Origin of the sequence: Vibrio diabolicus (assembly GCF_011801455.1) — a bacterium.
GTDB lineage: Bacteria > Pseudomonadota > Gammaproteobacteria > Enterobacterales > Vibrionaceae > Vibrio > Vibrio diabolicus.
The window spans coordinates 3,232,196-3,256,558 of sequence record NZ_CP042451.1; the positions used below are offsets into that span (position 1 = coordinate 3,232,196).

A 24,363-nucleotide genomic window follows, 5' to 3' on the forward strand; every position below is an offset into this window, starting at 1 on the left:
GATAGGTCTATATTGTTAAAGAGCTTTCCTGTTGAGCTTTGCTCAAAACAGGACGGCCATTTTAGCGAGTTAAAGTTTAGTGTCAATCACTTTTTTCAAACTTTCTTCAAGCGTTTCCGCTTGGCTAATTTGGCTTGCTAACCTCAACTTCGTTTCTTTCGAAGCGTTGCCGTGTCAGCGAGGTGGCATTATAGAGATTGCGATCACATTGGCAAGCCCTTTTTCTCGTTTTTTTTGATTTTTTTATCGTTCGGATAAATTTGCATCAAAAGCGGTCAAAAGAGCACGTTATTTCTACAGTTCTCTGAATTTATCTGCGAAAAGAGCCACTTTTTCCCAATTGGTGTATTCCACTTCTTTGGTCGTATCGGTTTCGCCACCTGTCATCGACATAATGAACCTAATCATAGTTCTGTCGAACCAGCCGTAACGTGGGTAATAAAGTGCACCAGCAAAAACACCGATTAGCGTTGGTTTCCAAGGCGACTTAATTAGGAACTTGCGAATGTAGGCACTACCTTCAGGTGTATCCTTTCCTTGGTCCTCTTTACGAGCGGTTAGGTTTACGCAGAAAAATGCCACTTTATTTTGCTCCAATTGATTGAGGTTTCGCTCAATAAACTGGTATAGCTTTTTATTAAGATGACCATAACGAATAGAGGCGCCTATCAACACTCTGTCGTATTGACTGAAGTCAATCGTCTCGACATTATGTAAATCCACCAGCTCACAATCGAAGTCTGGAAGTTGTTCATCTATATAGTGGAGAATTTTTTTAGTCTGCCCTTCGCGGGAAGAGTATAGAAATAATGCTTTTGCCACGATTTCCCCTTAGCTACGCCAAAACGTCGGCGTAAGTAGAATAAGTAAGGTAAAGATTTCCAAACGACCAAACAGCATAGAAACTATTAATACCCATTTTGCTTTGTCGTTAACATCACCAAAGTGAAGCGCCACTTCTCCCAAGCCAGGACCGAGGTTGTTCAGAGTCGCAGCCACCGCCGAGAACGCACTGAGCTCGTCCATCCCTGTAGCAATCAAGCCCAACATACAAACCACAAATACCAAAGCGTACGCGGAGAAGAAACCCCAAACCGCATCGACAACACGTTGCGGTAGGGCACTGCCACCTACTTTGATGGTGTAAACCGCGCGTGGATGGACTAAACGTTTTAGTTCACGCGCACCTTGTAAGGTAAGAAGCAGGATACGGATCACTTTCATGCCGCCGCCTGTTGAACCAGCACAACCACCGATAAAAGAGGAGAACAATAGCAGTACAGGTAAGAAGAGCGGCCAATCCGCAAAACCTGTCGTCGTAAAGCCCGCAGTTGTCGAAATTGACACGGTTTGGAACAGAGCCTGATCGAAAGCATCGTATGTCGATGTGTAAGAGTGGTGTTTCAGTAATAATAGGAAACAAACGACAAATAGCAGCACTTGAATAAACAAGAAAGCGCGAAACTCAGGATCTTTCCAGTAATACTTGGGATGCACACCACCTGATGCAAATGCAGCAAAGTGCAGCGTGTAGTTACATGCAGATATAAGCAGAAAAACCACCGTAATCAGGTTAATCGCGTAACTATCAAAGTATCCGATGCTGGCATCGTGGGTAGAGAAGCCACCAATGGCAATGGTTGAAAAGCTGTGACTGATGGCGTCAAATGGCGTCATACCAGCTAACCAAAAAGCCGATGCACAGGCGATAGTCAGGCTCAAATAGATGTACCAAAGCGCCTTAGCAGTTTCTGCTATGCGCGGCGTCACTTTAGTGTCCTTGACTGGACCAGGGATCTCGGCGCGGTAAAGCTGCATACCACCAATGCCAAGTACTGGCAAAATCGCCACAGCTAATACGATGATTCCCATACCTCCGAACCACTGCAGTAACTGTCGATAGAATAGAATCGCTTTAGGTAACTCATCCAAACCAACAATAACGGTCGCCCCGGTCGTAGTGAGAGCAGAAAACGATTCAAAAAACGCATCTGTGACCGAGACGTTCGGGTTGTCAGCTATTAGAAAGGGGATCGAGCCTGCGCTGCCAAGTACTGTCCAGAACAGAACGACAATAAGAAAGCCATCTCGAGCTTTAAGCTCGTGCTTATACCTGCGGTTTGGGTACCAACAAACGGCCCCACAAAACAGCAGAACAAAAAATGTCGTGACAAAAGGCACACCTGCACCATCTCGATAGATCAGCGCAACGAGTGCTGGCGCAAGCATAGTGACACTAAAGAGTGCGAGCAGTAGCCCGACGATTCGAATAATTGAACGAAATTGCATGGATAAATTGACTAGCGAAGCTGTCCCTGTTGCTTCCTGTTTTTCATTATTGTCCGTCTAGCGGAGTGACAATTGCCTTTGCCCCGCTTTTATTGATGATTGCTTGGGTAAACGCGCTCACTTCTCGAAGCTCAATTTCCACCACTAATACCACCTGATCGCTGTATTCAGCCTCGACTTCTATCGCACCAAATTGCGGCATGATTGACTGTGCGATCGGCATAAACCCATAGTCTAACGTTAGTCTGAGCTTTGTGGTTATTTTTTTCTCAATAGTTTGAAGCAGCTTGAGTGCTTGTTGTACCCCACCACCATACGCTTTAACCAAGCCGCCTGTACCTAACTTGATTCCACCAGAGTATCGCGTGACCACTGCCGTGATCTCCCCCACCCCAGAGCCAGACAGCTGCGCCAGGATCGGTTTGCCTGCAGTTCCGGACGGCTCCCCATCATCACTAAAGCCCCATTTCATTGAATCTTCCGGGCGACCTGCAACAAAGCCCCAACAGTTATGTCTGGCATCAGCGTGTTTAGCTTTGATTTGATCAACAAATGCTTTTGCAGCTTCGATACTTGGCGTGTGTGCCAAATAAGTAATGAAGACGCTCTTTTTAATTTCTTCTTCAAATTGAGCGGGCTCTGCTGGAATCAGATAAGGCTTGTCATTCATAGAATTATGGATTCAGGTCTATTTGCCTGAAGTCTATCACGAGTGTGATTTACCCGTCGCATAAGATCTGCCACAGCGCACAATGTTAAACACTTGTTTAAAAAATGTATTGAAATTAAACAATCCACGATCCAAACTAACTTTACTGGTCAAACCAGAACAAAAATAAAACGACTTCCTCGATACCTATTTGCCGAGGTACACGGCGTCGTTGAAATAGGTATACAGACAATCCACGATTGTATGTCATGGAGATAGACAATGATTTACCAAGCCGAAACCCTACAGGTAAAGGAAATACAAGATGGTATTGCAGAGCTAAGCTTCTGCTCTCCAAAATCCGTCAACAAACTCGACCTAGCGACATTAGAATCGCTAGATAAAGCTCTTGATGCGCTCATTGCCCATCAAGGCCTCAAGGGGTTGTTGCTCACTTCAGATAAAGACGCATTCATTGTAGGCGCAGACATTACCGAGTTTTTAGGTTTGTTTGCTAAAACGGATGCCGAGCTCGACCAATGGCTGCAATTTGCTAACAGCATCTTTAACAAACTAGAAGACTTACCCGTTCCGACCATCTCAGTGATCAAAGGCCACGCTCTTGGTGGCGGTTGTGAATGTGTGCTAGCAACAGACATGCGTATTGGTGACAAAACCACCAGCATCGGCCTACCAGAAACGAAACTGGGAATCATGCCGGGCTTTGGTGGTTGTGTACGCTTACCTCGCGTTATTGGCGCAGACAGCGCAATGGAAATCATCACCCAAGGCAAAGCATGCCGAGCTGATGAAGCATTGAAAATTGGCTTACTCGATGCTGTTGTAGAGACTGATGCTTTATACGAATCAGCACTACAAACTCTTAACTCTGCAATTAACGAGAAACTTGACTGGCAAGCACGCCGAGCACAGAAAACATCTCCGCTAACGCTGAGTAAGCTTGAATCAATGATGAGCTTCACCATGGCGAAGGGTCTGGTGGCACAAAAAGCAGGTCCTCACTACCCTGCCCCAATGACAGCCGTTATCACGATTGAAGAAGGTGCTCGCTTTGCACGTAATAAAGCGTTAGACATTGAACGTAAGCACTTCGTGAAATTGGCTAAATCGGAAGAAGCAAAATCACTGGTTGGCCTATTCCTTAACGATCAATACATTAAAGGCATTGCGAAAAAAGCGGCGAAGTCAGCAAGTAAAGACACGCAACGTGCAGCCGTATTAGGTGCAGGTATCATGGGTGGCGGCATTGCTTACCAATCAGCGCTAAAAGGTGTGCCTGTCTTAATGAAAGACATCGCGCAAGCGTCGCTCGACCTAGGCATGACTGAAGCATCTAAGCTGCTGAATAAACGCTTATCTCGCGGTCGCATTGATGGCTTTAAGATGGCGGGTATTTTAGCGTCAATCACACCGAGTCTACATTACGCAGGTATTGAAAACTCTGATGTGATTGTTGAAGCTGTCGTTGAAAATCCGAAAGTAAAAGCGGCGGTTTTGAGTGAAGTCGAATCCCATGTCGGTGACGACACCGTTATCACCTCAAACACCTCGACTATTCCTATCAACCTATTGGCAAAATCACTAAAACGCCCAGAAAACTTCTGTGGTATGCACTTCTTCAACCCAGTGCATCGTATGCCTCTTGTTGAGATCATCCGTGGTGAGCACACCTCTGATGAAACCATCAATCGTGTTGTGGCGTATGCTGCGAAAATGGGCAAATCACCAATTGTCGTTAATGACTGCCCAGGGTTCTTCGTTAACCGCGTATTGTTCCCATACTTTGGCGGCTTCAGCATGCTACTTCGTGATGGTGCTGACTTTACGAAAATCGACAAAGTCATGGAGCGTAAGTTTGGCTGGCCGATGGGACCGGCGTACTTGCTTGACGTAGTCGGCATTGATACCGCGCACCACGCACAAGCTGTGATGGCAGAGGGTTTCCCTGAGCGTATGGGTAAACAAGGTCGTGATGCGATTGATGCACTATTCGAAGCAGACAAATATGGTCAGAAGAATGGTAATGGCTTCTACAGCTACACCATAGATAAAAAAGGTAAGCCGAAGAAAACCTTCTCTGAAGAGATCTTGCCGGTGCTCGCTGACGTTTGTGCCGATAAGCAGGACTTTGACGATGAGACCATCATTCAACGTATGATGATTCCAATGATCAACGAAGTGGTACTGTGCCTTCAAGAAGGTATCATCGCTACTCCGCAGGAAGCAGACATGGCATTGGTTTATGGTCTTGGTTTCCCTCCATTCCGCGGTGGCGTATTCCGCTATCTAGACAGCGTGGGTATTGCTGAATACGTTGAAATGGCAAAACAACACGCCGAGCTAGGTGCGATGTACCAATTACCGCAAATGCTGATTGATATGGCGGCGAAAGGTGAAAGCTTTTACGGTGCACAACAGCAAGGTTCTATCTAAGGAGGGATTCTAAAATGACTAATCAAACAAGAAATGTTGTCGTAGTCGATTGTCTACGTACTCCAATGGGTCGCTCTAAAGGTGGTGCTTTCCGTCATACACGAGCAGAAGATCTATCTGCGCGTCTAATGAAAGGCATTCTTGCACGTAACCCACAAGTGAACCCAAGCGAGATTGAAGACATCTACTGGGGTTGTGTACAGCAAACACTAGAGCAAGGCTTTAACGTTGCACGTAATGCCGCGCTACTCGCGGGCCTGCCGATTGAAATTGGCGCTGTGACGGTTAACCGTTTGTGTGGCTCATCCATGCAAGCGCTGCATGACGGTACACGTGCGATCATGACTGGCGATGCTGAAATCTGCCTAATTGGTGGCGTTGAGCACATGGGGCATGTGCCGATGAACCACGGGGTAGACTTTCACCCTGGTATGTCAAAGAACGTAGCAAAAGCTGCGGGCATGATGGGCTTAACGGCTGAAATGCTTGGTAAATTACATGGCATTAGCCGTGAGCAACAAGACGAGTTTGCCGCGCGCTCTCACGCTCGTGCGCACGCAGCAACCGTAGAGGGTCGTTTTAAAAACGAAATTCTACCAATTGAAGGCCATGCGGCTGACGGTACACTGTTTACTCTCGACTATGATGAAGTGATTCGCCCTGAAACATCCGTTGAAGGTCTGTCTCAGCTTCGTCCTGTGTTCGACCCTGCAAACGGCACAGTAACAGCCGGTACATCATCAGCGCTGTCTGATGGCGCATCAGCGATGCTGATCATGAGCGAAGAGAAAGCCAATGAGCTTGGCTTGAAAATTCGCGCACGTATTAAGGGCATGGCGATCGCAGGTTGCGATCCATCCATCATGGGTTACGGCCCTGTACCTGCAACAAAGAAAGCGCTCAAGCGTGCTGGTCTTTCAATTGAAGACATGGATGTGGTTGAGCTAAACGAAGCATTTGCAGCGCAGTCTCTGCCGTGTGCTAAAGACTTAGGTCTGCTTGATGTGATGGATGAGAAGGTCAACCTTAACGGCGGTGCGATTGCATTGGGTCATCCATTAGGCTGTTCTGGTTCACGCATCTCAACAACGTTGATCAACCTAATGGAAGCGAAAGACGCGAAATACGGTCTAGCCACCATGTGTATCGGTTTGGGTCAGGGTATAGCGACCGTATTTGAGAGGCCTTAACGCTTTGAGTGAAGTAGGCTCAAAACGACGATGGTCGTAGTGATCTACTCAACAACCAGCATGAAATGAATAAATACTAAAATAATTTAGTATTACACTTAAGGGCGACATCAGATGTCGCCCTTTGTTTTACGCCAAACACAGTAAATATGCATACAAAGCATACATAAAATGAGTAACTTTCATTTTATTCATAGATAGAGAAGACATAGACTTATAGACAGTTAATATCTTGCTGTATGTGGCAACTGAGTCACGCTAACGCAATTTCGGAGAACCTTATGTTTAATGCTCTAGTTCTAAACCAAGAAGACAAACGCACTATCGCTAGTATCGAGCAAATCGATGAAACACAACTGCCGGAAGGTGACGTTCTGGTTGAAGTCGATTACTCATCGTTGAATTACAAAGATGGTTTGGCGATCACAGGTAAAGGTAAAATCATCCGTAACTTCCCGATGGTACCTGGCATTGATCTAGCGGGTACGGTTGTAAGTTCTGAAGATTCGCGTTACCAAGCTGGTGACAAAGTGGTCTTAACTGGCTGGGGCGTGGGTGAAAACCATTGGGGTGGCATGGCTCAACGTGCTCGTCTAAAAGCGGATTGGCTCGTGCCACTACCAAAAGGTCTAGACAGCAAGAAAGCAATGATGGTTGGTACTGCTGGCTTCACTGGTATGCTGTGTGTTCAAGCACTGCTTGACGCAGGCATCAAACCTGAAGATGGCGAAATCCTAGTAACGGGCGCAAGTGGCGGTGTAGGCTCGGTAGCAGTAACGCTCCTAGCACAGCTTGGCTACAAAGTTGCAGCAGTGACAGGACGTGTAGAGAAAAACGGTCCGCTACTTGAAAAACTAGGTGCTAGCCGCATCATCGACCGTACTGAATTTGAGGAACCAGCACGTCCACTTGAAAAGCAAGTATGGGCAGGTGCGGTAGATACCGTCGGCAGCAAAGTACTAGCAAAAGTACTGGCGCAAATGGATTACAACAGTGCAGTCGCCGCTTGTGGTCTTGCAGGTGGTTTTGATCTACCAACTACAGTGATGCCGTTCATCCTACGTAACGTTCGTCTACAAGGTGTGGACTCAGTAATGTGTCCAACAGAGAAACGCATCGCAGCATGGGAAAAACTGGTTGAACTACTACCAGACAGCTATTTCGAGCAAGCATGTACTGAAGTAGAACTAGCAGAAGCACCAAAATACGCAGAAGACATCACCAACGGTCAAGTAACAGGTCGTGTGGTTATCAAGCTATAAACACTGACTCAGCGTAAACAGACGAAGAGCCGGCATTGCTGGCTCTTTTTGTTAGCAGTTTAGTCCCATATCTTCGATACGCTTAGCTATTAGACGGCTACATTCTTCACGCACAATCGTTCTTAACCATTCTTGAGCAGGGGAATGCTCGCAACGCGCATGCCAAATCATCGAGTATTCAAATGGAGTAAATTGGAATGGTAATGGTTTCACCACCAAGTCATAACGCTCGGCAACCAGATACGCCAAGTCCGCTGGCACTGTGATGATAATTGGCAAGGTATCCATGATCGCCAATGCGGCTTCTAAATGATAAGCCCGCAGAACCATTTTACGCTTAGGTTTCTCCATCAAAGCTTGTTCGATCAGTGCCTTAACACCATCACTGATGGCGATCATGGCATGTGGATGACTCAGATAATCATCCAAGCTCATTTCTTTATCCGCTAATGGATGCTGTTTTGAAAGCATACACAGCACCCCCACTCGCCCCAACACTTCACTGCGTAGCGGCTCCACCGGACCTGTCGGGCGACAAATCGCTAAGTCTGCACCTTCATAAGTGAGCTGATCTGATAAACGGTCGTGTTGCAGTGGTAAGAAGTTAAAAGACACGTTTGGCGCTTCTTGGTAAATTCTCGGCAAAGCGAACGGTAAGATCGTTTGCATGGCATAGTCGGTGGTCACGATGTTGAAAGTCTGTACGCATTGCAATGGGTCAAACTCAACCGGAGATAACAACTGACGTAAAGACTCTAAGGGCTCGCCTAATGAGCGATCGATCTCTAACGCTTTCTGAGTTGGGATCAAATGCTGCCCCTGACGAGTAAACAGCGGGTCTCCCAATAAGTCGCGCAGACGACCAAGCACACGACTCATTGCCGATTGACTCAAATTTAGACGTGTTGCCGCCTTACTGACACTGTTTTCTTCTATCAGTACTCGCAACGCAACCAGTAAATTTAAATCTCGGCGATAGATGTCTTCCAGTTCCACGAATTAGCCACTTATTTTGTATGTGTTTGGGTAAATTGTACTCTTCAGGCAAAAAAAATCCCGCCTTTCAGCGGGGAAGCCCAAGAAAAATGGGGATAGTGTCGGAATGAAGTGTCGGTAAAAATAGGTGAGCGTTATTAAAGTATTCTGATCAAAGCAAAAAGCGCTAATTTTCTTGCTCAGATGCACCTGACCATTTGCGCATCTCGATCCAAATCCCAATAATAGTGGCAACTATGCCTATAAGAGGCATCAAAGAGGTGTCAGCTGGCGTTCTGAGTACCAAAGCACAAAACGAGATAAAACAAAGTACGGAGTAAATCGTAAGTCTGTCTAACGCTGTTAACATTGCCTCTCCCTTGCTAGTTGTTACCAAATTGTTAATTTAAGGTAAAACAAAAAATTCCGTTTGCCAAGTGGTTATTGAATATTTTTTCAACGAACGTAGAATTCACCGCTAAGTTAGTTACGAGAATCACACTATGAGCTTTAATCCTGAACTGGCAACAAAGACATTAGAGGCGGAAGGACTGCGCTGCCCAGAGCCAGTGATGATGGTCAGGAAGACAATTCGCAACATGCAAGATGGTGAGATTTTGCTGGTCAAAGCAGATGACCCATCCACGACTCGAGACATTCCGAGTTTCTGCCGTTTTATGGATCACCAATTAATTGCAGCACAAACGGAGCAAGTTCCGTATCAGTACCTGATCAAGAAAGGATTGGAGTAATCTGGTCGAATTAAAAACGGCAGCCGATTGGCTGCCGTTTGTTTATTCATCGTATTCGAGTGTGCGAACTTCTGATTGGAGCTTGTTGAGTTGTTTTTTCATTGCCCGCATCTCTTCATGCATAGGAATGATGTGGGCTACGCGAATCCACGCCTCTACTGTTAATCCAGTAAGAACGAACGATCCTGCCACAATCGGCAACCACATATCAGTCAGTACCATCGCTAACAAGCACAGCGCCAAACCAAAGGTGAATAAATAACTCTGACTCTTTGGGGTCATCCCCATGTAACGTGTAAGCATAAACTTGCCCTCTCGCTATCATTCACACCATTAAACTACCATGACAAGTATGACACTAATATGTCATCCGTCACGCTACGGAGCGATTTTAAGTCAGAGTTTGAGCTACGCCACTAATTCGCTAGTTATTGATTATTTGCATCATTTAACGATTGTTCGCGGATAACATTTTCCATTTTCAGGCTGCGTTATCCGCCTAAAAACATTAAAAGAAGGCCGCACCAATCGCCAACAACACGAACAAAATAGCGGTGACTTTACGAATCAACCCCAGGGGCATCTTGTCTGCTGAAAGCTTACCAATTAACACCACAGGCACATTAGCCAACAACATACCAATGGTCGTGCCAAGTATGACCCAACTCAGCGCATCCGCGTATTGCGCGCCTAGGATAGAAGTGGCGATCTGAGTTTTATCACCAATCTCAGCCACAAAGAAAGCAATAAAGCTGGCAATGAAAGGACCTCGGTTTGAAATCTGTTCGTCATCATCCAACTTATCAGGAATCAACACCCAAGCCGCCATCGCGACAAAACTGACCACCAGCACCCACTTTAAAATATCAGGTGATAAATAGTCAGCGACAACCACACCTAACCATGCAGCTAAAGCGTGGTTGGCAATGGTTGCCAAAAAGATTGCTGCAATAATTGGTATTGGTTTGCGGTAACGACTTGCGAGTAATAGAGATAGCAATTGGGTCTTATCGCCAATTTCTGCTAACGCTACAGTAGTAATTGAAATAGCTAAAACGCTCACGACATGCTCATTGGGGCAGGGATTATTATTTTTAACCGAAGACAAACCTCACGCCCCTACCCCGGTTCGTGATGATTTGTCTAAGGTCTTGCTAAACTTGAAAGGCTTCAAGTCTCGAACGCCATGGTGATTTTGCACCAATTATGTTGACGGACGAACCAGATGAAACAGAAACTTCATCAGGTAAGCTACTCCCCAAAGACAGGCGCAATTCTAGCCACCTTTGTTGCGCTTCTCAAGAGCCAAAGCAGGCAAAAACTCCCTTTTAAGAAAAATACAGCAGATAACGCGGTAAAAATTCATTAAAGGAGAAAATCGCCCACGAATTAATCAAGATTAGCTCTACTCCCATGCTCAATATCTGGTTATACTAGATTGTTAATTTATTCAACCGTAATTACTCTTTATCGCCGTTGTTAGAGTTGAAAAACTCGGCATAGATGACGAATTAACGAGTAACAAGAGAATCGCGCGAACCTGACTTATGCAAAAATACGATATCAAAACCTTCCAGGGAATGATCCTCGCGCTGCAGGATTATTGGGCTCAAAATGGTTGTACCATTGTTCAACCGCTAGATATGGAAGTGGGTGCGGGTACCTCTCACCCAATGACCTGTCTACGAGCGCTTGGCCCAGAGCCAATGTCGACAGCTTACGTACAACCTTCACGTCGTCCTACTGATGGCCGTTACGGTGAAAACCCTAACCGTCTTCAGCACTACTACCAATTCCAAGTAGCGCTAAAACCATCGCCTGACAATATTCAAGAGTTGTACCTTGGCTCCCTTGAAGTTCTTGGTATTGACCCTCTTGTACACGACATCCGTTTCGTAGAAGACAACTGGGAAAACCCAACACTAGGCGCATGGGGTCTAGGCTGGGAAGTTTGGCTAAACGGTATGGAAGTGACTCAGTTTACTTACTTCCAACAAGTTGGCGGCCTTGAGTGTAAACCAGTCACTGGCGAAATCACTTACGGTATCGAGCGTCTAGCAATGTACATCCAAGAAGTAGACTCGGTTTACGACCTAACTTGGAACATCGCGCCAGACGGCAGCAAAGTGACTTACGGTGATATCTTCCACCAAAACGAAGTAGAGCAATCGACTTACAACTTCGAGCACGCAGACGTTGAATTCCTATTTGGTTTCTTCGAGCAGTGTGAGAAAGAGTGTAAAGAGTTGCTTGAGCTTGAAAAGCCACTGCCATTACCTGCTTACGAGCGCATCCTAAAAGCAGGTCACGCATTCAACCTACTAGACGCGCGTAAAGCGATCTCAGTAACTGAGCGTCAGCGTTACATCCTGCGCATTCGCGATCTGACTAAGTCAGTAGCAGAAGCATACTACGCATCGCGTGAAGCTCTTGGCTTCCCAATGTGTAAGAAAGAACAAGCGTAAGGGGTAGAGAACATGGCAAAAGAATTTCTAATCGAGCTAGGTACAGAAGAGCTACCACCAACGCAACTTCGTACGCTAGCTGAAGCATTCGCAGCAAACTTCGAAGCAGAACTAAAAAGCGCTGAGCTTGCTCACGAAGGCGTGAAATGGTTTGCGGCTCCTCGTCGTCTTGCACTTAAAGTCGCGGCACTAGCAGAAAGCCAATCAGACAAAATCGTTGAAAAACGTGGCCCTGCGGTTTCTGCAGCATTTGACGCGGAAGGCAACCCAACCAAAGCGGCTCAAGGCTGGGCACGCGGTTGTGGTATTTCTGTTGACCAAGCAGAGCGCATGGTTACAAATAAAGGCGAATGGCTACTGTTCAAACAAGAAGTGAAAGGTAAGCCAACGTCTGAGATCGTCGTTGAACTTGCAGCGAAAGCACTAGCAAACCTACCTATCGCAAAACCAATGCGCTGGGGTAACAAAACGACTCAATTTATCCGCCCAGTGAAAACGCTAACCATGCTGATGGGCAGCGACCTAATCGAAGGCGAGATCCTTGGTGTCGCTTCTGACCGCACTATCCGTGGTCACCGCTTCATGGGTGAACAAGAGTTCACTATCGATTCTGCTGAGCAATACCCTGCAATCCTAGAAGAGCGCGGTAAAGTTATGGCAGATTACGAAGCACGTAAAGCCATCATCCTAGCTGACGCACAAAAAGCGGCAGCAGAAGTTGGCGGTATCGCTGATCTAGAAGATGACCTAGTAGAAGAAGTTACGTCTCTGGTTGAATGGCCCGTAGTACTTACAGCGAAGTTCGAAGAAGAGTTCCTAAAAGTGCCTTCTGAAGCGTTGGTTTACACCATGAAAGGTGACCAAAAATACTTCCCTGTTTACGACGAAAACAAGAAGCTACTACCTAACTTCATCTTCGTATCGAACATCGAATCAAAAGAGCCTCGATACGTAATCGAAGGTAACGAGAAAGTGGTTCGTCCTCGTCTTGCTGACGCAGAGTTCTTCTTCAACACAGACCGTAAGCGTCCGCTTATCGACCGTCTGCCTGAACTAGAGCAAGCGATCTTCCAAAAGCAACTGGGTACGATCAAAGACAAAACAGACCGCATCACAGAACTTGCTGGCTACATTGCAGAGCAAATCGGTGCTGACGTTGAGAAATCAAAGCGTGCTGGTCTACTAGCAAAATGTGACCTAATGACCTCAATGGTATTCGAATTTACGGATACTCAAGGTGTGATGGGTATGCACTACGCGCGCCACGACGGTGAAGCAGAAGAAGTTGCAGTCGCACTGAACGAGCAATACATGCCTCGTTTCGCAGGTGATGAACTGCCATCAAACGGCGTTTCAACAGCAGTTGCAATGGCAGACAAGCTAGACACTATCGTAGGTATCTTCGGTATTGGTCAAGCACCTAAAGGCAGCGATCCGTTCGCATTACGCCGCGCATCTCTGGGTGTACTACGTATCATCGTTGAATATGGCTACAACCTAGATCTTGTTGACCTAGTAGCGAAAGCGAAGTCACTGTTTGGCGACCGCCTAACCAACGACAACGTTGAACAAGACGTTATCGAGTTCATGCTTGGTCGTTTCCGTGCTTGGTACCAAGACGAAGGCTTCAGCGTAGACATCATTCAAGCGGTACTGGCTCGTCGCCCGACGAAACCAGCAGACTTTGACCAACGTGTTAAAGCGGTTTCTCACTTCCGTGAACTGGAAGCGGCAGAGTCTCTAGCAGCAGCGAACAAACGTGTTGGTAACATCCTAGCGAAATTCGACGGCGAACTTGCAGAAGAAATTGACCTAGCATTGCTACAAGAAGACGCAGAAAAAGCACTAGCAGAAAGCGTTGAAATAATGACAGAAGCGCTAGAGCCAGCATTTGCTACAGGTAGCTACCAAGAAGCCCTAAGCAAGCTAGCTGACCTACGTGAACCAGTTGATGCGTTCTTTGATAACGTAATGGTAATGGCAGACGACGAAGCACTTAAGAAGAACCGTCTGACATTGCTGAACAACCTGCGTAACCTGTTCTTACAGGTCGCAGATATCTCTGTCCTTCAAAAGTAATTCATTACTGATTCAGAAGTGATTAAGATATAAGTAAAGGGAAGCGTCGGCTTCCCTTTTTTGTTGTCTTTAAACGGAGATCGTCGGTTCTTATTATTCATTTTGTGAACAAGGCAAAAATTTGTAGGGTGAGACACGTTTAACTTGTTGGTGCAGAGCTCGGATTGTAGAGGCTCAGTTTTGCTATAACTGGACTGTTTATTCGGGGGAAGGACACAATGAAAAAAACAATTCTCGCACTCTCTATCGGTCTACTGAGCGCCTGCAGCCAGATTCCAGAAAACGCCATCGTATTAAGCGTTGGTGATGACACCGCTGTTTTTGAGGAAAACTCACAAGGCTTACTTGTCGCCGAGCAAAAACTCGAAAAAGGCAGCTACACCTTTACCATTGCCGATAGTAATCAAAGCTGTGGAAGTAGTTTTGCTTTGGCAGAAGAAAGCCGCATCAAATTCAATCGTCCATTAAAAATGGATAATTGCGCCACAGATGCCCAAATGCCGCTGCGCATCTTCAAAGCCAACACCTATCAATTTACGTTCAACCCAACCACTAACGAGCTAACTGTTAGGCTCAAACCCAAAAAGAATCAAGACATCACCTACTCTTGCCCTGTCGCAACCAATACGCCAAAAACCATCAACGTTGAGCAAACCTTTAATGATGGCACTGTCGTTCGCGATGCCTTAACCGGACAAGAAACTATAGTTACAGATGGCAGCGTAACCATGCAGCCGGGTACTATGAGCCAAGGTCTGTTGTTACTAGAAGAGGTTGAGCAACAAGCAGAAAAACCTTTCAGTTGGGACAACGCGACGGTGTACTTCGTCATGACTGACCGCTTCTATAACGGCAACCCAGACAACGACAACAGCTACGGTCGCAGCAAAGACGGGAAATACGAGATTGGTACCTTCCATGGTGGTGACTTAGCGGGTCTGACGAAAAAACTCGATTACATCGAATCGCTTGGTGTGAATGCTATCTGGATAACCTCACCACTGGAACAAATCCATGGCTGGGTTGGCGGCGGTGACAAAGGTGACTTTAAACACTACGGCTACCACGGCTACTACCATCAAGATTGGACCAAGCTTGATGCCAACATGGGTTCCGAAGATGAACTCAGAACCTTCGTCGATACTGCCCACAAGAAAGGCATCCGCGTGATTTGGGATGTGGTCATGAACCACACTGGCTACGCAACATTAGCAGACATGCAGGAATTCGGATTTGGTCAGCTTTACCTTGATGACCAAGAAGCCAAAGAAGTCCTTGGTGAAAAATGGACCGACTGGCAGCCAAAATCAGGACAAAGCTGGCACAGCTTCAACGACTACATCAAATACAGTGATAGCGAAGCGTGGGATAAATGGTGGGGCAAAGGTTGGATCCGCACCGACATTGGTGACTATGATGCACCAGGCTATAACGACATCACCATGTCTTTGAACTACCTACCGGATCTCAAAACCGAATCGACTCAGAAAACCGGATTACCAAACTTCTTCCGCAATAAAGACACCAATGCGCAAGATGAGCTGCAAACCCCACGTGAACACCTGATTACCTGGTTATCCGATTGGGTGCGCGACTACGGCATTGATGGCTTCCGCGTCGACACGGCCAAACACGTTGAAATGGAAGCGTGGGCAGAGTTGAAAGCCAGCACCACCCAAGCGCTTGCCCAGTGGAAGCAAAACAACCCAGACAAAGCCTTGGATGATTTACCTTTCTGGATGACAGGTGAAGTGTGGGCACACAGCGTGGTGAAGAGCCCGTATTTCGATAACGGCTTCGATTCCATCATCAACTTCGAGTTCCAATCTGACGTAGCACCAAAAGCGCTGAAATGCTTCGCTCAACTCGATAGCGATTATCGCCGCTACGCGGAACGTATTAACTCCGATCCTGAGTTCAACGTGTTGAGTTACCTGTCTTCGCACGATACTCAACTGTTTTGGTCAGCGCGCAGCCGCAGCTTCGATGACCAAGCACGTGCCGCAAATGCACTGATGCTGGCTCCGGGTGCAGTGCAAATCTACTACGGCGATGAGATTGCTCGTGACTTTGGCGTGACTGGCTCCGATCCTACTCAAGGTACTCGCTCTGATATGCCATGGGATAAGATTCATGGCGAACGTGAAGACTTGCTGCAACATTGGCAAAAACTCGGCGAGTTCCGTCAACGCCACCCAGCGGTTGCGCAAGGCAAACACATCACTCGCAATCAAGAAGGGTATTACGCATTCGAACGCCAATACCACGACGACAAAGTGCTGATCGTCTACACTGGCGAATAGCCGATTCACTCCACCAGCAAGGGAAGCATTTCGCTTCCCTTTTCTGTTCACTGCTCATATCCCCATCATCTGGTCTGATGACAAACTTTTTTCTTCTTCGAGTAAATTCACACTTTGCGTCGTAATAACATTAGGGTAAGGTCAAGTATTACTCTATAAGCTGATGTTTCATCAGCATTCAATACACATAAGCAATCACAATGAATTAGGTATCAGTCAGCATGCAGTTCTCAAAGTTTGGTGAAAAATTTAATCAGTATTCAGGTATCACGCAGTTAATGGACGATTTGAATGATGGTCTACGCACACCAGGTGCCATCATGCTCGGTGGAGGTAACCCAGCCGCCATTCCTGCCATGCTCGATTACTTTCACCAAGCCAGTGAGGAAATGCTCGCCAGTGGAGAGCTCGTCGCCGCCCTAGCCAACTACGATGGGCCACAGGGTAAAGATGCGTTCGTGAAAGCGCTGGCTCAGTTATTCCGTGAAACTTACGGTTGGGACATTTCAGAGAAGAACATCAGCCTAACTAACGGCAGCCAAAGTGGCTTCTTCTACTTGTTCAACTTACTCGCAGGTAAACAGCCAGACGGTTCGCATAAGAAGGTGCTACTGCCTATCGCGCCTGAGTACATCGGCTATGGTGATGCTGGCATTGATGAAGATATATTTGTCTCTTATCACCCAGAAATCGAGCTGTTAGATAACGGATTGTTTAAATACCACGTCGATTTTGAGCAGCTAACCGTCGACGATTCTGTTGCGGCAATCTGCGCGTCTCGCCCAACTAACCCAACGGGTAACGTACTGACAGACGAAGAAGTGCGTAAACTGGACAAACTCGCACGTGAAAACAACATCCCACTGATCATCGATAACGCCTACGGCTTGCCGTTCCCGAACATCATCTTTGAAGATGTCGAACCGTTCTGGAATGAAAACACCATCTTGTGCATGAGCCTATCCAAACTTGGCTTGCCTGGCGTGCGTTGCGGGATTGTGATTGCGAGTGAAGAAATCACTCAAGCGTTAACCAATATGAACGGCATCATCAGCCTAGCACCAGGCAGTGTGGGTCCAGCGCTGGCAAACCACATCATCGCTAAAGGCGACCTGCTTAAACTGAGTTCAGAGGTGATTAAGCCGTTTTACAAGCAGAAGTCGCAACGTGCGGTTGAACTGCTGCAAGAAGCGATTACCGATGAGCGCTTCCGTATTCACAAACCTGAAGGGGCGATCTTCTTGTGGTTATGGTTTGATGAGCTGCCAATTACGACAATGGAGTTGTACCAACGCTTGAAAGCGCGTGGCGTATTGATTGTTCCGGGTGAGTACTTCTTTATTGGTCAGAAAGACGAGTGGGACCATGCTCATCAGTGCTTACGCATGAACTACGTTCAAGACGATGAGATGATGCAGAAAGGGATTGCGATTATCGCGGAAGAAGTTGAAAAGGCTTACCAGCAAGGTCTGTAATACGAAGCAATCGCTTCGGCTACTCCAATTAAAAAGAGCGCCAACTGGCGCTCTTTCTCACTCTATAAGGCAAATAACTTGCTGATTAGTTGCTTTCTAGCAGGTTGTTGCCACCGATAGCAATTTTACGTGGTTGCATTGCTTCTGGGATTTCACGAACCAAATCAATATGTAATAAGCCGTTTTCCATTGATGCGCCAGTCACTTTTACATAATCCGCTAGCTGGAATTTACGTTCAAAGTCGCGCTCAGCAATGCCTTGGTACACGTAATTTTTGCCTTCTTCTGCTTTGCGTTCGCCCTTCACAATCAACATGTTTTCGTTTTGAGTCAGATCGAGTTGGTCTTCAGAGAAGCCAGCAACTGCCATAGTAATACGGTAGTTATGCTCGTCTTTTTGCTCAATGTTGTACGGAGGGTAACCGCCAGAAGTATTTTTCGCTGTATTCGCTTCCATCAGGTTTAGCAGACGATCAAAGCCAATTGCATTACGGTATAGTGGTGAGAAATCTACGTTACGCATAAATCTATCCTCTTAATTAAGCAATAGTCTTAGCTCAGATGACGTTCATCTCACAGGCGTGTTTATGCAAAAACCAACGCCGAGCTAAGAGATTCTTATCATTCCGCAGGCCATCATTTGGCTCGGAGACATGATAGGAAATCTAAAGGTTTAAGTTGTGTGCTAAAACGCCATATCCTCTTTGAGCGATCTCGTTTTAGCGATTCCAGAGGGCTGTCTTCTAGTCTCTAGCAAGCCAGTCATCCTCTTCACAACTAGATATAAGGTCGTCAAAAATGACTTTCAAGGGAAAAAATAAAAAATTTTAAGTGCGCTCGCTATCTCCCCTGAAAGGTCAGTTTACCCTCGCTTTGCGATCGGTATTAAAAAGCCCACCTTTCTGGTGGGCTTAATCTGCACTCTACTTGCGGGAGGATTTACGCGCTTTTACAACGCTCTTTTCTGCCGCTTTTTCCTGTTTTAACTTACGCTTTTCTTTCAGACTCAACTGTGGTTGTTTCTTGTCTTTCTTACTCATGACTTCACCTCTATTTATTGGCACAACAGACAACCACACAGCATTTTCTGAGCTGGTGGCTGCGATTGATGAACAATTTCAGTAATCACAAAGCAGCGTCGCTGATTAAAAATTTCCACTTCGAGCGCATCATTTTTAGCTCGACCTAACAATCTAGACCCCAAATAAGAATCGACCGCGAGCATACCTGTCATCGGTTGCCCCTTGCGCGAGCTGACTAACGTCATGCGATATTGATAGGCGCGTTCAACATCCACTAAGCGAACCGTGTCCCCAACCGCAATACGAGCTCGGTTACGGCAATGGGCCTGTTGCTCGCAGGTTTCAAATAGCGATAACAACCTTAGTGGTGATTGATAGGTTAAAAAGCGACTGGTTAACCACCAAGTTCGCAGCGCCAAACAGTACGCCGAGAACCAGCGTTCAAACATGATTATTTCCTTCTTAATGCCTTGTCTTACAAATAAATTCAGTGCATTGAACCGGAAGTGCATCACCTCCGGCTTAGTTCAGGAAAGTCATCACCATTTTCTCAACCTCCTTATTCATCAGCTCTTCAGCACTATAGCGAGCAGAAAAAAGAAAGCAAAAGCGCCCAAGCGAACAAAATGGCGAGAAAAAAAGAAAACAGAAATAAAATGGCAAGCTTGATCAGGTTATTGGCAGTTAGCACCAGAAAAACCAAAGTCTTGGCAGAAAGTGGCGATTTTCATTGGTGGTTAAAACAAAAAAAGCAGCGATTTCTCGCTGCTTTTTTCTATTAAGACAAGTTGTCGTTATACGTCTAGGTTCGCTACTTTCAGTGCGTTCTCTTCGATGAAGTTACGACGAGGTTCTACTTGGTCACCCATCAGTGTTGTGAACAATTGGTCTGCGCCTACCGCATCCTCAATCGTTACTTGCATCATGCGACGCGTTTCTGGGTCCATAGTCGTTTCCCACAGCTGATCTGGGTTCATCTCACCTAGACCTTTATAACGCTGACGACTCAGACCACGCATTGACTCTTTAACCAACCAATCAAGCGCTTCTGCAAAGCTTGCTACTGGCATCGTACGCTCACCACGTTTGATGTACGCGCCTTCTTCCAGAAGCCCATCCAGTGCTTCTGATAGATCAGCCAATTTGCCGTACTCTTTCGAGTTTAGGAAATCGATGCTAATTGCATGTTCGTGCGTCACACCGTGAGTACGAACCACGATCTTAGGCAAGTTTAAGCCTAGTTCTTCGTGCTGCTCAACTTCGTAGCTGTATTGGCTCGCGCCCACTTCTTTCGCATTCAGCTGCTCAATAAGCTGCTTCGTCCACGCTTCAACAACTGATGCGTCATGGCATTGCTCAGGCGTTAGACGAGGAGTGTAAATCAACTCGTTTACCAAAGCACTTGGGTAACGACGGCTCATACGTTCCGCCAGTTTAATCCCCGCATTGTACTGTTGAACAAGCTTCTCTAATGCTTCACCTGCCAATGCTGGTGCTTCTGCGTTTACGTGTAGCGATGCATTATCCAGAGCCAATGATACTTGGTATTGGTTCATCGCTTCTTCGTCTTTGATGTACTGCTCTTGTTTGCCTTTTTTCACTTTGTAAAGTGGTGGCTGAGCGATGTACACGTAACCACGCTCGATAAGCTCTGGCATTTGACGGTAGAAGAAGGTCAATAGTAGCGTACGGATGTGCGAACCATCGACATCGGCATCGGTCATGATGATGATGTTGTGGTAACGCAGCTTGTCCGGGTTGTACTCGTCACGACCGATACCACAACCAAGTGCCGTGATCAGAGTAGCCACTTCTTGCGAAGACAGCATCTTGTCGAAACGTGCTTTTTCTACGTTAAGAATCTTACCTTTTAGCGGTAGGATGGCCTGATTCTTACGGTTACGGCCTTGTTTTGCGGAGCCGCCTGCCGAATCACCCTCCACTATGTATAGTTCAGAGAGTGCCGGATCTTTTTCCTGACAGTCTGCAAGTTTACCTGGAAGGCCAGCTAGGTCTAGTGCACCTTTACGGCGCGTCATTTCACGAGCTTTACGCGCTGCTTCACGTGCACGTGCTGCATCGATGATTTTCGAACAAACCATCTTCGCTTCTGTCGGGTTCTCAATCAGGAACTCAGACAGTTTTTCACCCATTGCTGATTCAACCGCTGATTTCACTTCAGAAGAAACCAGTTTGTCTTTGGTTTGGCTTGAGAACTTAGGATCAGGCACTTTCACCGAAACAACCGCAGTTAGACCTTCACGCGCATCGTCGCCTGAAGTCGCTGTTTTTGCTTTCTTAGAGAAACCTTCTTTATCCATAAAGCTGTTCAATGTACGTGTTAACGCAGCACGGAAACCAGCAAGGTGAGTACCACCATCACGCTGTGGGATATTGTTGGTAAAACAGAAGATATTCTCTTGGAAACCATCGTTCCATTGCATCGCCACTTCAACTGAAATGCCATCTTCACGCTCTGAGTTAAAGTGGAAGATTTTTTCGATGATTGGCGTTTTGTTGGTATTTAGGTGATCAACGAACGCTTGAATACCACCTTCATACATGAAGTGATCGTGTTTGTCCGCTTCACGCTCATCAACCAATTTGATCGATACACCAGAGTTCAGGAATGACAGTTCACGCAGGCGTTTCGCCAGTATGTCATAGTGGAACTCAGTGTTAGAGAACGTCTCGGCACTTGGCCAGAAACGAATTTGCGTACCGGTTTTATCCGTATCACCCACAACAGCTAGTGGCGCTTGAGGCTCACCATGGCGGTAGGTTTGCGTATGGATATGGCCACCACGATGAATCGTCAGCTCAACTTTCTCAGATAGCGCGTTTACCACTGAAACGCCTACCCCATGAAGACCACCCGATACTTTGTATGAGTTATCGTCGAACTTACCACCCGCGTGAAGTACCGTCATGATTACTTCTGCTGCTGAGACATTTTCCTCTGAGTGGATTTCTGTTGGAATGCCACGACCATCATCGCTAACGGAAACCGAGTTATCCTCATGAATTGTCACAACGATGTCTTTACAGTGACCTGCCAACGCTTCATCAATTGAGTTATCCACCACCTCGAAAACCATGTGGTGAAGGCCGGTGCCGTCGTCCGTATCGCCGATGTACATTCCTGGACGCTTACGTACCGCATCCAGACCCTTCAGTACCTTAATACTCGATGAATCGTAATTTTCAGACATGAGTTTCTCTCTTCTAGTTTGACTCTATCCTGCCATGTTCCACATGAAACAATTTACCGTTATCGTCCAACATATCGGCGATTTGGCTTTCAGTGATAGAGCTTACAAATACTTGTGCGCCCGTCTCTTTTAAGCAGTCAGCAAGACGCTTGCGACGTTGGCTATCTAATTCCGACGCGAAGTCATCAATTAGGTAAATGCATTGTTTACCGGTCATCTCTGTCAGGTGTTGCCCTTGCGCGACACGCAATGCACACACCATGAGTTTTAATTGACCGCGTGACAGAACATCTTCAACGGGCGTTCCGTTCACTTTAATGCGCAAATCAGCTTTGTTTGGGCCACTAAAGGTGTATCCCAATGCCTGATCACGCTCAAAATTCTTTTCTAGTATCTCGTGGTATGGGGTGTCTTTATCCCAGCCACGATAATACTTCAATTGGATCTCAAATTCTGGCAAAAATGTCTGACAGATAGTTTCTGCGACGGTTTTCATCTGCTCGATGTAACTTGCTCGCCATTGGCTGATGTTTTCAGCCAACCCTGCCATTTCCTGATCCCAATAACTGAGTTCACGATAACTATTGGCGGTTTTCAACAACGCGTTGCGCTGCTTGTTAAGGCGCTTGAACCTTCCCCATGCTTGATAAAAAGCGGGCTCGGTATGAAACACGCCCCAATCAATAAACGCACGACGATGTTTAGGGCCATCTGTCAGTAAATCAAACCCTTCTGGGTGTATCAACTGCAGAGGCAGAACTTGTGCCAACTGCGCTAATTTTTGTCCAGATTGACCGCCTATTTTAACCTCTGTTGAGCCATCACGCTGCTTATTAATGCCGATAGGTAGCTCAAATTGATCCGAGTTCAAAAAACGACCATGAACAAACAGTTCGTCACACTCATTTTGTATCACTCGTCCGGTGAGAGAGCTCTTGAATGAGCGGCCATGCCCGAGCAGGTAAACCGCTTCTAAGACACTGGTTTTACCGCTGCCGTTCGGCCCGATAAGAAAGTTAAAGCCTGCTGATAACTCAATATCACAGGCTTTAATGTTTCGAAACTGCTGAATGATGAGACGAGAAAGAGGCATTCAGTTGGCTTATAGACGAATTGGCATCACCACGTACATGGCACTGTCATCGTCGGCATTTTCAATCAATGCGCTAGCGTTAGCATCCGACATCGACACACGTACATTTTCACAACGCAACGTGTTCAGAACATCAAGCACATAGCTTACGTTAAAGCCGATTTCGATGGCGTCACCTTCAAAGGTAACATCAAGCATCTCTTCCGCTTCTTCTTGTTCTGGGTTATTCGCGGTTATGCGCATTTCAGTATCAGCCAGATTCACACGCACGCCACGGAATTTTTCGTTGGAAAGAATCGCAGCACGAGAGAAGGCTTGGCGCAACTCGTCACAACTTGCTATTAGGGTCTTATTGGTGCTCTGAGGCAATACGCGGCGGTAGTCAGGGAAACGACCATCAACCAACTTAGAGGTAAAAGTAAAGTTATTCACCTCAGCACGAACATTGGAGCTACCGATCTGAAGTACTACAGGTTGCTCTGGCGCGTCCATCAACTTCACTAATTCTTGCACACCTTTGCGTGGCACGATGATTTGCTTCTGCGCAAAATCCGCACCCAGCTGAGTTTGCGATACCGCCATACGGTGGCCGTCCGTCGCCACGCTGCGTAGCGTGGTACCGTCAATTTCAAACAACATACCGTTGAGGTAGTAACGAACGTCTTGATTCGCCATCGAGAACTGAGTTTTGTCGATCAGCGTACGTAGATCGGCTTGGCTCAGTGATACTTCCACTTCGCTTTGCCAGTCTTCAATATTAGGGAAATCGTTCGCAGGAAGCGTTGCCAATGAGAAACGGCTGCGACCAGAGCGAACTTGTACGCGATCACCTTCTAATACAAATGTGATGATCGCATCGTCCGGTAAACCACGGCAGATATCGAGAAACTTACGCGAAGGAACGGTAATGCTGCCCGCTTCAAAATCACCTTCTAGCGTCACTTTGCTTACTAACTCTACTTCAAGATCGGTTGCCGTCATCGACAATACGTTCTCTTCTACTTTAAGAAGTAGGTTACCCAGGATTGGCAGAGTTGGTCGGCCACCTAAAGCGCCCGAAACCTGCTGTAGCGGTTTGATTAAATGACTACGTTCAATGGTAAATTTCATGCTTGGCTCTTTACGCTGTCAGCTCAATAAATG

Annotated in this window: 22 protein-coding genes; 10 read left to right on the top strand and 12 right to left on the bottom strand. The window is 46.5% G+C overall.

Annotated elements, in window-relative coordinates:
• Positions 1 to 294: 294 nt before the first annotated feature.
• The 3 genes from hemG to FR741_RS15265 are packed head-to-tail and all read right to left on the bottom strand — an operon-like array spanning position 295 to position 2,959.
• Positions 295 to 822: a menaquinone-dependent protoporphyrinogen IX dehydrogenase gene (gene hemG / locus FR741_RS15255; RefSeq protein ID WP_134648245.1), complete on the bottom strand. Its 528-nt coding sequence runs from the start codon at positions 820 to 822 to the stop codon at positions 295 to 297.
• A 9-nt stretch (positions 823 to 831) separates the two neighbouring features.
• A complete protein-coding gene (locus FR741_RS15260; RefSeq protein WP_124008248.1) occupies positions 832 to 2,289 on the bottom strand; it encodes a TrkH family potassium uptake protein in 1,458 nt (485 codons plus the stop codon).
• A 46-nt stretch (positions 2,290 to 2,335) separates the two neighbouring features.
• On the bottom strand, positions 2,336 to 2,959 hold the full coding sequence (locus FR741_RS15265) for a YigZ family protein (RefSeq protein WP_005378891.1): 624 nt from the start codon (positions 2,957 to 2,959) through the stop codon (positions 2,336 to 2,338).
• Between the two features lie 261 nt (positions 2,960 to 3,220).
• On the opposite strand from FR741_RS15265, the gene fadB reads away from it, so the two are divergent.
• The 3 genes from fadB (at position 3,221) to acuI (ending at position 7,844) form a co-directional block, all read left to right on the top strand.
• A complete protein-coding gene (gene fadB / locus FR741_RS15270) occupies positions 3,221 to 5,392 on the top strand; it encodes a fatty acid oxidation complex subunit alpha FadB (protein WP_167427047.1) in 2,172 nt (723 codons plus the stop codon).
• Between the two features lie 14 nt (positions 5,393 to 5,406).
• Positions 5,407 to 6,582, top strand: a complete 1,176-nt coding sequence (gene fadA / locus FR741_RS15275) for an acetyl-CoA C-acyltransferase FadA (protein WP_006743176.1) — start codon at positions 5,407 to 5,409, stop codon at positions 6,580 to 6,582.
• Positions 6,583 to 6,863: 281 nt separating this feature from the next.
• Complete coding sequence (acuI, locus tag FR741_RS15280; RefSeq protein ID WP_104969975.1) at positions 6,864 to 7,844, top strand: acrylyl-CoA reductase (NADPH); 981 nt, start codon at positions 6,864 to 6,866, stop codon at positions 7,842 to 7,844.
• A 51-nt stretch (positions 7,845 to 7,895) separates the two neighbouring features.
• Here the strand turns inward: acuI and FR741_RS15285 are convergent, their stop codons facing one another.
• Positions 7,896 to 8,840, bottom strand: coding sequence for a LysR family transcriptional regulator (locus tag FR741_RS15285; RefSeq protein WP_005378881.1), 945 nt, complete (start codon positions 8,838 to 8,840; stop codon positions 7,896 to 7,898).
• Positions 8,841 to 9,006: 166 nt separating this feature from the next.
• Positions 9,007 to 9,189, bottom strand: coding sequence for a hypothetical protein (locus tag FR741_RS15290; protein WP_167427048.1), 183 nt, complete (start codon positions 9,187 to 9,189; stop codon positions 9,007 to 9,009).
• A 133-nt stretch (positions 9,190 to 9,322) separates the two neighbouring features.
• On the opposite strand from FR741_RS15290, the gene tusA reads away from it, so the two are divergent.
• Entirely contained in the window at positions 9,323 to 9,571 is a 249-nt protein-coding gene (tusA, locus tag FR741_RS15295) for a sulfurtransferase TusA (protein WP_005394130.1), read from the top strand.
• A gap of 42 nt (positions 9,572 to 9,613) precedes the next feature.
• On the opposite strand, the gene FR741_RS15300 is transcribed toward tusA, so the two are convergent.
• Together FR741_RS15300 and FR741_RS15305 are read right to left on the bottom strand one after the other, a co-directional pair.
• Positions 9,614 to 9,874, bottom strand: coding sequence for a hypothetical protein (locus FR741_RS15300; RefSeq protein WP_031780377.1), 261 nt, complete (start codon positions 9,872 to 9,874; stop codon positions 9,614 to 9,616).
• A gap of 205 nt (positions 9,875 to 10,079) precedes the next feature.
• The gene (locus tag FR741_RS15305; RefSeq protein WP_012841256.1) at positions 10,080 to 10,634 is read right to left on the bottom strand and encodes a TMEM165/GDT1 family protein; all 555 of its coding nucleotides are present in this window, start codon (positions 10,632 to 10,634) and stop codon (positions 10,080 to 10,082) included.
• Positions 10,635 to 10,796: 162 nt separating this feature from the next.
• Here FR741_RS15305 and FR741_RS15310 point away from each other — a divergent pair, with 162 nt between their 5' ends.
• The 5 genes from FR741_RS15310 (at position 10,797) to FR741_RS15330 (ending at position 17,893) form a co-directional block, all read left to right on the top strand.
• Positions 10,797 to 10,940 carry a hypothetical protein gene (locus FR741_RS15310; protein ID WP_012841258.1) on the top strand — a complete coding sequence of 48 codons (144 nt, stop codon included), beginning with the start codon at positions 10,797 to 10,799 and terminating at the stop codon, positions 10,938 to 10,940.
• A gap of 178 nt (positions 10,941 to 11,118) precedes the next feature.
• Complete coding sequence (glyQ, locus tag FR741_RS15315) at positions 11,119 to 12,036, top strand: glycine--tRNA ligase subunit alpha (RefSeq protein WP_006743179.1); 918 nt, start codon at positions 11,119 to 11,121, stop codon at positions 12,034 to 12,036.
• A gap of 12 nt (positions 12,037 to 12,048) precedes the next feature.
• Positions 12,049 to 14,115: a glycine--tRNA ligase subunit beta gene (gene glyS, locus FR741_RS15320; protein WP_167427049.1), complete on the top strand. Its 2,067-nt coding sequence runs from the start codon at positions 12,049 to 12,051 to the stop codon at positions 14,113 to 14,115.
• Between the two features lie 218 nt (positions 14,116 to 14,333).
• Positions 14,334 to 16,418, top strand: a complete 2,085-nt coding sequence (locus tag FR741_RS15325) for an alpha-amylase (protein ID WP_167427050.1) — start codon at positions 14,334 to 14,336, stop codon at positions 16,416 to 16,418.
• 221 nt (positions 16,419 to 16,639) lie between these two features.
• Complete coding sequence (locus FR741_RS15330; protein WP_005394115.1) at positions 16,640 to 17,893, top strand: valine--pyruvate transaminase; 1,254 nt, start codon at positions 16,640 to 16,642, stop codon at positions 17,891 to 17,893.
• Positions 17,894 to 17,978: 85 nt separating this feature from the next.
• Here the strand turns inward: FR741_RS15330 and FR741_RS15335 are convergent, their stop codons facing one another.
• Positions 17,979 to 18,416 (bottom strand): Hsp20 family protein, encoded by a 438-nt coding sequence (locus FR741_RS15335; RefSeq protein ID WP_005458680.1) that lies wholly within the window; start codon positions 18,414 to 18,416, stop codon positions 17,979 to 17,981.
• Positions 18,417 to 18,947: 531 nt separating this feature from the next.
• Positions 18,948 to 19,364, bottom strand: coding sequence for a GreA/GreB family elongation factor (locus tag FR741_RS15340; protein ID WP_025768940.1), 417 nt, complete (start codon positions 19,362 to 19,364; stop codon positions 18,948 to 18,950).
• A 57-nt stretch (positions 19,365 to 19,421) separates the two neighbouring features.
• Here FR741_RS15340 and FR741_RS15345 point away from each other — a divergent pair, with 57 nt between their 5' ends.
• Complete coding sequence (locus FR741_RS15345; protein ID WP_167427051.1) at positions 19,422 to 19,697, top strand: hypothetical protein; 276 nt, start codon at positions 19,422 to 19,424, stop codon at positions 19,695 to 19,697.
• 12 nt (positions 19,698 to 19,709) lie between these two features.
• On the opposite strand, the gene gyrB is transcribed toward FR741_RS15345, so the two are convergent.
• From gyrB to dnaN, 3 genes are read right to left on the bottom strand one after another with little or no spacing between them, the layout of a single operon-like run.
• Positions 19,710 to 22,127 carry a DNA topoisomerase (ATP-hydrolyzing) subunit B gene (gene gyrB / locus FR741_RS15350; protein WP_005394109.1) on the bottom strand — a complete coding sequence of 806 codons (2,418 nt, stop codon included), beginning with the start codon at positions 22,125 to 22,127 and terminating at the stop codon, positions 19,710 to 19,712.
• 13 nt (positions 22,128 to 22,140) lie between these two features.
• Entirely contained in the window at positions 22,141 to 23,220 is a 1,080-nt protein-coding gene (gene recF / locus FR741_RS15355) for a DNA replication/repair protein RecF (protein WP_005394107.1), read from the bottom strand.
• A 9-nt stretch (positions 23,221 to 23,229) separates the two neighbouring features.
• Entirely contained in the window at positions 23,230 to 24,330 is a 1,101-nt protein-coding gene (dnaN, locus tag FR741_RS15360; RefSeq protein ID WP_005394106.1) for a DNA polymerase III subunit beta, read from the bottom strand.
• Between the last annotated feature and the right edge of the window lie 33 nt (positions 24,331 to 24,363).

Bases quoted from the DNA above. Each gene is read 5' to 3' on its own strand.
- FR741_RS15260 (WP_124008248.1), bottom strand. From the start codon at position 2,289: ATGCAATTTCGTTCAATTATTCGAATCGTCGGGCTACTGCTCGCACTC.
- FR741_RS15265 (WP_005378891.1), bottom strand. From the start codon at position 2,959: ATGAATGACAAGCCTTATCTGATTCCAGCAGAGCCCGCTCAATTTGAA.
- fadB (WP_167427047.1), top strand. From the start codon at position 3,221: ATGATTTACCAAGCCGAAACCCTACAGGTAAAGGAAATACAAGATGGT.
- fadA (WP_006743176.1), top strand. From the start codon at position 5,407: ATGACTAATCAAACAAGAAATGTTGTCGTAGTCGATTGTCTACGTACT.
- acuI (WP_104969975.1), top strand. From the start codon at position 6,864: ATGTTTAATGCTCTAGTTCTAAACCAAGAAGACAAACGCACTATCGCT.
- FR741_RS15290 (WP_167427048.1), bottom strand. From the start codon at position 9,189: ATGTTAACAGCGTTAGACAGACTTACGATTTACTCCGTACTTTGTTTT.
- tusA (WP_005394130.1), top strand. From the start codon at position 9,323: ATGAGCTTTAATCCTGAACTGGCAACAAAGACATTAGAGGCGGAAGGA.
- FR741_RS15300 (WP_031780377.1), bottom strand. From the start codon at position 9,874: ATGCTTACACGTTACATGGGGATGACCCCAAAGAGTCAGAGTTATTTA.
- FR741_RS15310 (WP_012841258.1), top strand. From the start codon at position 10,797: ATGAAACAGAAACTTCATCAGGTAAGCTACTCCCCAAAGACAGGCGCA.
- glyQ (WP_006743179.1), top strand. From the start codon at position 11,119: ATGCAAAAATACGATATCAAAACCTTCCAGGGAATGATCCTCGCGCTG.
- glyS (WP_167427049.1), top strand. From the start codon at position 12,049: ATGGCAAAAGAATTTCTAATCGAGCTAGGTACAGAAGAGCTACCACCA.
- FR741_RS15325 (WP_167427050.1), top strand. From the start codon at position 14,334: ATGAAAAAAACAATTCTCGCACTCTCTATCGGTCTACTGAGCGCCTGC.
- FR741_RS15330 (WP_005394115.1), top strand. From the start codon at position 16,640: ATGCAGTTCTCAAAGTTTGGTGAAAAATTTAATCAGTATTCAGGTATC.
- FR741_RS15335 (WP_005458680.1), bottom strand. From the start codon at position 18,416: ATGCGTAACGTAGATTTCTCACCACTATACCGTAATGCAATTGGCTTT.
- FR741_RS15340 (WP_025768940.1), bottom strand. From the start codon at position 19,364: ATGTTTGAACGCTGGTTCTCGGCGTACTGTTTGGCGCTGCGAACTTGG.
- gyrB (WP_005394109.1), bottom strand. From the start codon at position 22,127: ATGTCTGAAAATTACGATTCATCGAGTATTAAGGTACTGAAGGGTCTG.
- recF (WP_005394107.1), bottom strand. From the start codon at position 23,220: ATGCCTCTTTCTCGTCTCATCATTCAGCAGTTTCGAAACATTAAAGCC.
- dnaN (WP_005394106.1), bottom strand. From the start codon at position 24,330: ATGAAATTTACCATTGAACGTAGTCATTTAATCAAACCGCTACAGCAG.